Consider the following 8,753-nt stretch of genomic DNA (forward strand, 5'->3'; position numbering starts at 1 on the left):
TAGGTCACCGCCAAACCTAGAAAGCACTCAACGTATCTCTCAAAACGATCCCGATCAAAAATGGCGCGGGGTGGAGCAGCCCGGTAGCTCGTCAGGCTCATAACCTGAAGGTCGTAGGTTCAAATCCTACCCCCGCAACCAAATTCCTTACATGAATACAATGCACTAAGCCCCGCAATCGCGGGGCTTCCTGCGTTTTCTCTCCACCCGTGGAAGCACTGTGGAAGCACGCGAACCAAGAAAATAACTGAGGCACTCCAACCACAGCCAATCCACGCCCTTCCCAGACCAAACCGCCCAAGCAGGCCGCAAAAACGGGGGAATTAACGTTCGATCGCCGGGCCGCCCCATTTTTGCCGATCGGGTCATGCCCGCATGTTGGCGCCGTTGGCATCGTAGACCGGGGCGCCCAGCACCTCGGCCCCATATATCTGGCCAAGGATTTCCACCTGGAGCCTGGTGCCCGCTGCGGCATGCTCGCTGCCGACATATCCCATCGCCATCGACCGCCCCACCCGGTGCGCGTAGCCGCCAGAGCTGACATAGCCCACGGCCTCTCCATCGCGCAGGATCGCCTCGTCGCCCGACACGTCGATACCGTCCACGTCGATCACCATGGTGACCAGCTGCCGCTTTGCCCCGGCCTCTTTCGCCGCCAGCGTCGCCTCTTTCCCGACGAAGTCCTTCTTCCAGTTTATGAAGGCGTCCATCCCGCTTTCGACCGCATTGAAATCGGGCCGGAATTCCAGCGTCCACACGCCCCAGCCCTTTTCCAGCCGCAGGCTCATCAGTGCCCGCGACCCGTACCAGCGATAGCCCAGATCGCTGCCGGCCGCTTCCACGGCTTCGGCCAGCCGCAGCAGGTATTGCGGGCGGCAGTAGATCTCGAAGCCCAGCTCACCCGAGAAGGAGATCCGGTTCAGGATCACCGGGACACCGGCCACGAAGCACTGGCGCAGGTCACGGAACCTGAACGCCTCGGCGCTCACGTCCTCCCGGGTCAGCCGTTGCAAAAGCTCCCGCGACTTCGGCCCCGACAGGGCGATCCCGTGCCAGTCGTCGCTGACATTGGCGTAAGTTACCCCCTCCGGCAGGTCTTTCTCGAACCAGCGCCGGTGCGCTTCCTGCATCGCGCCCGATCCGAACAGCATGAAGTGATCTTCGGCCAGGCAGGCCACGGTCAGGTCGCCGTATAGCCGCCCCTTGGGCGTCAGCATGGGCGTCAGCGCCAGCCGTCCGGGTTTGGGCACGTAGCCTGCCAGCACCCGGTCGAGCCAGGCCCTTGCCCCCGGCCCTTTGAATTCATGCTTGGAGAAATTGGCGATCTCGATCCCGCCCACGGCCTCCTGCACGGCCCGAACCTCGCGCGCCACGTAATCATGCGACCGGTTCCGCTCGAAGCTCGGCTCCTCATGCGCATCCTCCGGCCCGTCCGCGAACCACAGCGCGTGTTCCAGGCCGAAGCCTTGGCCCATCCGCGCGCCCTTGGCGACCAGCCGGTCATAAAGCGCGGTGGTCTTCTGCATCCGGCCCTTGGGCAGCGTTTCATTGGGGAAGGTCATCACGAAGCGGCGTTCGTAATTCTCGGTCGATTTCACCGTGCCCCAGTCGGGCGTCGCGAATTCTCCGAACCGTGCCACGTCCATCGCCCAGACGTCGATCGAAGGCTCTCCGTCGATCATCCACTCGGCCATGGTCAGCCCCACGCCGCCGCCCTGGCAGAAGCCCGCCATGACGCCCACGGCAACCCAGTAATTCCGCATCCCCGGCACCGGCCCGATCATCGGGTTGCCGTCGGGGCCGAAGGTGAAGGGGCCGTTGATGATATCCTTGATGCCCGCGTTGCCGATGGCGGGAATGCGTTCGAAGGACATTTCCAGCCGGTCGGCCACGCGGTCGAGGTCGGGCTGCAACAGTTCGTGCCCGAAATCCCACGGCGTGCCCTCCACTTTCCACGGCGTGCCCTTCGGCTCGTAGGTGCCCAGAAGCATCCCCTGCCGTTCCTGCCGGAAATAGATATTGGCCTCGTAGTCGATGCCCGCGGGCAACCGGCCCGCTTCGCCCTGCTTCATCCGCTCTGCAATCTCGGGGATCGCCTCGGTGATCAGGTAATGATGCTCCATCGGCTGCACCGGCAGATGCACGCCCGACATCTGGCCCACTTCCCGCGCCCAAAGCCCGCCGCAGTTGACCACCTGCTCGGCGTTGATCGTGCCCTTGGGCGTGGTCAGGTCCCACGATCCGTCGGGCCGCTGGCGCATGGCTGTCACGCCGCAATGGGTGAAATACTGCGCCCCGTGCACGCGGGCCGATTTGGCGAAGGCATAGGTCGCGCCCGAGGGGTCGAGATCGCCATCCTGATCATCCCACAGCGCCGCGTAGTAATGCTTGGGGTCGATCAGCGGATGCCGCTCGGCCAGTTCCTTGGGGCTGATGAATTCCTGGTGCAGCCCCATGTAACGCGCCTTGGACCGCTCGCGCTTGAGGTAGTCATACCATTCCTTCGTCGAAGCCGCGTAGAAGCCCCCGGTGATATGCAGCCCGACCGAATGGCCCGAGGTCTCTTCGATCTCCTTGTAGAGGTCAATCGTGTAGCTTTGCAGGCGGCTGATATTCGGGTCCGAGCTGATCGTGTGGATCTGCCCGGCCGCATGCCACGAACTGCCGCTGGTCAGCTCGTCGCGTTCCAGCAGGACGACGTCCTTCCAGCCGAACTTCGCCAGGTGGAACAGGATCGAACAGCCGACGACGCCGCCCCCGATCACCACGACCTTGGCATGGGACGGCAGCGCCTTGCCGCCGGTGCTTTCGTCTTTCTGAATCTCGGGCATGGGAGGCTCCTTTCAGCTGTCAGAAACGGCGCGGGCGGCCATCGGGCCGCCGGTTTCGCGCGAAAATCTCGATCCGTATGCACAGGGGGTGCACGGGGGGTGTACAGGGGGTGTACGGGGGACACCCCCCCGTTTCGGCCCCTGTTGCATCACCGGAACTTATGCGTAAACAAGGGGTTAACTCAGTACCACGCATCGGGCAGCGCCTCCTTGCGCCGGGCCACGAAAGCCTCCAGTTCTTCCTGAAGCCCCGGCTCGATCGGGGGTGCTTCGTAGTCTTGCAGCAGCTTGGTCCAGCGTGCATGGGCGCGGGCCCGCATGTCCAGCGATCCGGTTTCTTCCCAGCTTTCCACGTTCTCGCTGTCGCTCAGTTTCGGCTCGTAAAAAGCGGTCTGGTAGTTGCGCATGGTGTGGGCCGACCCCAGGAAATGCCCGCCCGGCGCAACTTCGCCATAGGCGTCGCGGGCGAAGGCTTCGCTCGAACAATCCAGCCCCTGCGACAGCAGTTTCTGGTAGCCGCCCAGGCGGTCTGCATCCATCACCAGCTTCTCGAACCCGGTGCACAGCCCGCCTTCCAGCCAGCCTGCCGCGTGCAGCACGTAATTCGCGCCGGCCAGCATCGTGGAGTGCATGGAGTCCGCGCTTTCATAGGCGGCCTGCGCATCCTCGATCTTCGAGGCCGTCAGCGATCCTCCACAGCGCAGCGGCAGGCCCGCCCGGCGCGCAAGCTGGCCAATGGCGTAGTTCGACATCACCGGTTCGGGCATGCCGAAGGTGGGCGCACCGGACTTCAGTGACATGGACGAGAGGAAGTTGCCCAACACGAAGGGCGCGCCGGGGCGGACCAGCTGCGCATAGGCGCAGACCATCATCGCCTCGGCCATCGCCTGCGCCACGCTGGCGGCGGTGCTGACCGGCCCCATGGCCCCTGTCAGGATGAAAGGCACCACGATAATCCCCTGATTCCGCGCGCAATAAACGCGAATGGCCTCGGTCACCACCTTGTCGACCAGAAGCGGGGAATTGGTGTTCACGTTGCCCAGGATGACGCAGTTTTCCTCCATCACCTCGGCACCGAAGACGATCTCGGCCATGTCGACGCTGTCCTGCGCGCGGCTCATTTCCGTGATCGCGCCGAGATGCGGCTTGTCCGACAGGGTCATGTGGGCCAGCAGCATGTCGAGATGGCGCTTGCTGACCGGCACGTCGCAGGGCTCGCAGGTGACGAAACCGCCGTGGTGCAGCGCCGGAAGCCGGTAGGTCAGACGCACGAGGTCTCGGAAGGCGGCCATGTCGCCATAGCGTCGGCCTCCTTCGAGATCGCGCACGAAGGGCGCGCCGTAGATCGGGGCGAAGACCTGGTTTTCGCCGCCAATGACGACCGAGCGTTCGGGGTTGCGGGCCAGTTGCGTGAACCGTGTCGGGGCCTTGGCGCAAAGCTGCCGGATCCAGTCGGCCGGGGCGCGCACGATGTCATCCTCGACCCGCGCGCCTTCGCGTTTCCAAAGGGCAATCGCCTCGGGGTCGTCGCGGAAGGCGATGCCCACCTCCTGCAAGATCCAGTCCACCTGCTCTTCCAGCCGGGCCAGTTGCTCGTCATCGAGCGGGTCGAAGAAGGGTAGGGCGCGCCGGATGTAGGGCGACGCCTGATCCTGCGCCGAAGCGCTGCCCCGTGTCCGCGATGCGCGCGCGCGTCGAGCCATATCCATGCCTCCCATTTTCTGGGGCATGTATAATTCGGGCTGAACGGGCTGTGACCATTGAAAATGTCGATGTTTTGGATAAGCTCAGATTATGCAAAAGCTCTGGTCCAAGGTCTGCTCCCCCCGCCACCTAATGGTCTTCGAAACCGCCGCCCGCCACCTTTCTTTTACGGGGGCGGCGGGGGAGTTGAACGTGCAGCAGCCGGCGGTGAGCATGGCGGTTCGGCAGTTGGAAGAGGCGCTTGGGGTGACGTTATTCGATCGCAACCATCGGCGTGTGTCCCTGACCTCGGCGGGCGAGAGGCTCTTTGCCGACGCCACGCGGGCCTTCGAGATCCTCGATCACTCGGCCGATGCCGTCCGGCAGGCCACCGGGGGGGAGCATGTGACGCTCAATGCCTCGACCGCGTTCAACAACTACTGGATGATGCCACGTCTCTCGCGGCTCAAGGCGCATCATCCTCAGATCGACCTGCGGCTTCAGTCCAGCGACCGCGAGCCCGATATCGACAGCGAAGGGATCAGCCTGGCCATTCGGCGCGGTGATGGGGATTGGTCCGGTTGCCAAAGTGCCCTGATCGCGCCGGAAATCATTTACCCGGTTGCCGCGCCTTGGGTCATGGCGGCTGCGGTGAACCTGAAGGGGGTGCCAAGCCTTCTGCATCAACGGCTCATTCACCTGGAAGAGCCGGTGCGCGAACGGCCCGGCTGGCAGGACTGGTTCGCGCATTTCGGCATCCGCACCCCGGTTCCGGCCAGTGGGCTGAGGCTGAACGACTATGCGCTGGTGCTTCAGGCTGCCATGGCGGGCGAGGGCTTTGCCTTCGGGTGGAAGCATGTCACCGACAGGTTGGTGGCGCAGGGCCTGCTGAAAGCCCGGTCCGACTGGCAGTGGACGACCGGCAAGGGCTTCTACCTCGTGTGGTCGCACAACAAGCCCCTGTCGCCGGCGGCGCGGACAGTGCGGGACTGGATCCTGGAAGAACGCGATGCGGCAGGCGGGGCCTGAGGCCGGCGCGACAACAATCGGTGGCGTATGCCGGGTCGCTCTGGCATGGTCGGGCCACCCAGACCGGATGGACCCGTGACCAAGCTCAAGCAGAACCCGCATCGACGACCGGCAGAGCGCGAAAAGGTGCTCGAAGTCGCGATCGGGCGGGAGGTGCGCGGCTTCCGCCAGCAGCAGGGCATGACCGTGGCGGACCTTGCCGGAATGACGGGCCTGTCCATAGGGATGCTGTCGAAGATCGAGAACGGCAATACCTCGCCCTCGCTGACCACGTTGCAGACGCTGGCCCACGCGCTGAGCGTGCCGCTGACGTCTTTCTTCCGCGGGTTCGAGGAACATCGTGAGGCGGTGCATACCAAGGCGGGCGAAGGGGTCGAGATCGAGCGCGAGGGCACGCGGGCCGGGCATCAATACAACCTGCTTGGCCATATCGGTGCGAATGCGAGCGGCGTGATCGTAGAGCCATACCTGATTACGCTGACGGCGGAGTCGGACGTGTTTCCGGCCTTCCAGCATGGCGGGATCGAGACGATCTACATGCTGGAGGGCGAGGTGAGCTACCGCCACGGGGATCGGCTCTATCACCTGCGCCCGGGAGATACGCTGTTTTTCGATGCGGATGCGCCGCATGGACCCGAGATCCTGAAAAAGCTGCCGGCGCGGTATCTCTCGGTCATCTCCTACCCGCAGACTGCCTGATCTTTTCAACCTGCCCGTTTTGCACGCAGATCGCGCAAGTCCTGCGCAGGATTGGCTCTGCGCTACAAGATCCAGCTCGATAAATTGCACCACAGGAAAATAATATTCCCAAGGGTGCAGAATCGGATAGGGTTCGGCTAGAATGACCCCCGGATCACTCTTCGAAAGGAAAAGGCACAGATGTGCGGGATCGTAGGACTGTTCCTCAAGGACAAGGCGCTGGAGCCGCAACTCGGCGCGATGCTGACGGAAATGCTGATCACCATGACGGACCGCGGCCCCGACAGTGCGGGCATCGCGATCTATGGCGCGGATGCCGGCGGGCTGGCCAAGATGACAATTCAGTCCGACAGCCCTGACGCGGACTTCGCGGGCCTGGCCGAGGAATTGGGCGAAACGCTCGGCACACCGGTGACGCTGGCGGCAAACGACACCCACGCGCTGCTGACCCTGCCCGCCGAGAAGGTCGAAGAGGCGCGCGCTGCCCTGGCCGCGCGCCCCGGCCGGATCCGCGTGATGAGCGATGGCGAAGTGATCGAGATCTACAAGGAAGTGGGCCTGCCGCGCGACGTGGCGGACCGGTTCCACCTGTCGTCCATGTCGGGAACCCATGGCATCGGCCACACCCGCATGGCCACGGAAAGCGCGGTCACGACTGAAGGCGCACACCCGTTTTCCACCGGACCGGACCAGTGCCTTGTGCACAATGGATCGCTGTCCAACCACAACAACCTGCGCCGCAAGCTGCGCCACGAGGGTGTTCGGATCGAGAGCGAGAACGACACCGAAGTGGGCGCGGCCTACCTGACCTGGAAGATGCAGCAGGGGGCAACACTGGGCGAGGCGCTGGAAGCGTCGCTGACCGATCTGGATGGGTTCTTCACCTTCGTCGTGGGCACCAAGGACGGGTTCGGCGTGGTGCGTGACCCGATCGCCTGCAAGCCCGCCGTCATGGCCGAAACCGATCAATACGTGGCCTTCGGCAGCGAATACCGCGCGCTTGTGAACCTGCCCGGGATCGAGGCGGCCCGCGTTTGGGAACCCGAGCCCGCCACCGTGTATTTCTGGAGCCACTGACATGAGCCAGATCGACCTTTCAACCGCGACGCTGCGCGAGATGAACGACACCCTTCAGAATCAGACCGGGACCGACAACCAGACCGCGTGGGAGGTTCTGAACCCAAGGGGCAGCCACGCGGTGGCCGTGGGGCTCGATGCGCCGATCACGGTCACGGTGAAGGGCTCCACCGGCTATTACTGCGCGGGCATGAACCAGCAGGCGACGGTGCGCGTGGAGGGCTCCGTCGGCCCCGGCGTGGCGGAAAACATGATGTCGGGCATGGTCGTCGTCGAGGGCGATGCCAGCCAGTATGCAGGCGCTACCGGGCATGGGGGACTTCTGGTCATCAAGGGCAATGCCTCAAGCCGCTGCGGGATTTCCATGAAGGGGATCGACATCGTGGTGCAGGGCAATATCGGCCACATGTCGGCCTTCATGGCGCAGGCGGGTAATCTGGTGGTTTGCGGCGATGCAGGCGACGCGCTTGGGGACTCGCTTTACGAGGCGCGGCTTTTCGTGCGCGGCTCGGTCAAAAGCCTTGGCGCGGACTGCGTGGAAAAGGAGATGCGGCCCGAGCATCTGGCGCTGTTGCAGGAGTTGCTGGAACGGGCAGGCGTGGAGGCAAAGCCCGAAGAGTTCCGCCGCTACGGTTCGGCCCGCAAACTCTACAATTTCGACATCGACAACGCCTATTGAGGACGAGGCCCATGAGCGATCAAGACCACAAGATCCCCCGCACCGTCCCCATCCAGTCGGCGACGTTTTCCAACCCGATCAATGCCGAGATTCGCCGGGCGGCGGCGACCGGGATCTATGACATTCGCGGCGGTGGTGCGAAGCGCCGGGTGCCGCATTTCGACGACCTGCTGTTTCTTGGGGCGTCCGTCTCGCGCTATCCGCTGGAAGGCTATCGCGAACGCTGCGACACCTCGGTGACGCTTGGCACCCGCTTTGCCAAGAACCCGATCCAGCTGGACATTCCCATCACCATCGCGGGCATGAGCTTCGGCGCGCTCTCGGCGCAGGCGAAAGAGGCGCTTGGGCGCGGGGCGAGCCTGGCGGGCACGTCCACGACCACGGGCGATGGCGGCATGACGCCCGAAGAACGGGGGCATTCCACCAAGCTCGTCTACCAATACCTGCCGTCGCGCTACGGCATGAATCCCGATGACCTGCGCAAGGCCGATGCCATCGAAGTGGTCGTCGGCCAGGGCGCCAAACCCGGCGGCGGCGGCATGCTGCTTGGCCAGAAGATCAGCGACCGGGTGGCCGAGATGCGGACCCTGCCCAAGGGGATCGACCAGCGATCTGCCTGCCGTCACCCTGACTGGACCGGGCCCGATGACCTGGAAATCAAGATCCTCGAACTGCGCGAGATCACCGGCTGGCGGGTGCCCATCTACGTCAAGGTGGGGGCAACGCGGCCCTATTACGACACGGCGCTCGCGGTG

The 8,753-nt window shown here is 64.2% G+C and carries 7 protein-coding genes and 1 tRNA gene; 6 read left to right on the forward strand and 2 right to left on the reverse strand.

What is annotated here, in order from left to right; all coding sequences use genetic code 11:
- Positions 1-64 precede the first annotated feature (64 nt).
- Positions 65-141, forward strand: a tRNA-Met gene (locus ACEQXV_RS05025).
- 224 nt (positions 142-365) lie between these two features.
- On the opposite strand, the gene ACEQXV_RS05030 is transcribed toward ACEQXV_RS05025, so the two are convergent.
- The gene (locus ACEQXV_RS05030) at positions 366-2,831 is read right to left on the reverse strand and encodes an FAD-dependent oxidoreductase (protein ID WP_370268171.1); all 2,466 of its coding nucleotides are present in this window, start codon (positions 2,829-2,831) and stop codon (positions 366-368) included.
- Between the two features lie 182 nt (positions 2,832-3,013).
- Positions 3,014-4,534 carry a trimethylamine methyltransferase family protein gene (locus tag ACEQXV_RS05035; protein WP_370251064.1) on the reverse strand — a complete coding sequence of 507 codons (1,521 nt, stop codon included), beginning with the start codon at positions 4,532-4,534 and terminating at the stop codon, positions 3,014-3,016.
- Positions 4,535-4,667: 133 nt separating this feature from the next.
- Between ACEQXV_RS05035 and ACEQXV_RS05040 the strand changes: the two genes are divergently transcribed.
- The 5 genes from ACEQXV_RS05040 to ACEQXV_RS05060 all read left to right on the forward strand — a co-directional run.
- Complete coding sequence (locus ACEQXV_RS05040; RefSeq protein WP_370268173.1) at positions 4,668-5,543, forward strand: LysR substrate-binding domain-containing protein; 876 nt, start codon at positions 4,668-4,670, stop codon at positions 5,541-5,543.
- Positions 5,544-5,588: 45 nt separating this feature from the next.
- On the forward strand, positions 5,589-6,242 hold the full coding sequence (locus ACEQXV_RS05045) for a helix-turn-helix domain-containing protein (protein ID WP_370251065.1): 654 nt from the start codon (positions 5,589-5,591) through the stop codon (positions 6,240-6,242).
- A gap of 180 nt (positions 6,243-6,422) precedes the next feature.
- A complete protein-coding gene (locus ACEQXV_RS05050; RefSeq protein WP_370251066.1) occupies positions 6,423-7,319 on the forward strand; it encodes a glutamine amidotransferase family protein in 897 nt (298 codons plus the stop codon).
- 1 nt (position 7,320) lies between these two features.
- The gene (locus ACEQXV_RS05055; protein ID WP_370251067.1) at positions 7,321-7,998 is read left to right on the forward strand and encodes a protein GlxC; all 678 of its coding nucleotides are present in this window, start codon (positions 7,321-7,323) and stop codon (positions 7,996-7,998) included.
- An 11-nt stretch (positions 7,999-8,009) separates the two neighbouring features.
- On the forward strand, positions 8,010-8,753 hold a 744-nt coding region (locus ACEQXV_RS05060), incomplete at its 3' end, for a glutamate synthase-related protein (protein WP_370268172.1).

Origin of the sequence: Nioella sp., assembly GCF_964229645.1 — a bacterium.
Lineage (GTDB): Bacteria > Pseudomonadota > Alphaproteobacteria > Rhodobacterales > Rhodobacteraceae > Nioella.

Coding starts and splice junctions, on each gene's coding strand:
- ACEQXV_RS05030 (WP_370268171.1), bottom strand. CDS start 2,831: ATGCCCGAGATTCAGAAAGACGAAAGCACCGGCGGCAAGGCGCTGCCG.
- ACEQXV_RS05035 (WP_370251064.1), bottom strand. CDS start 4,534: ATGGCTCGACGCGCGCGCGCATCGCGGACACGGGGCAGCGCTTCGGCG.
- ACEQXV_RS05040 (WP_370268173.1), top strand. CDS start 4,668: ATGGTCTTCGAAACCGCCGCCCGCCACCTTTCTTTTACGGGGGCGGCG.
- ACEQXV_RS05045 (WP_370251065.1), top strand. CDS start 5,589: ATGGTCGGGCCACCCAGACCGGATGGACCCGTGACCAAGCTCAAGCAG.
- ACEQXV_RS05050 (WP_370251066.1), top strand. CDS start 6,423: ATGTGCGGGATCGTAGGACTGTTCCTCAAGGACAAGGCGCTGGAGCCG.
- ACEQXV_RS05055 (WP_370251067.1), top strand. CDS start 7,321: ATGAGCCAGATCGACCTTTCAACCGCGACGCTGCGCGAGATGAACGAC.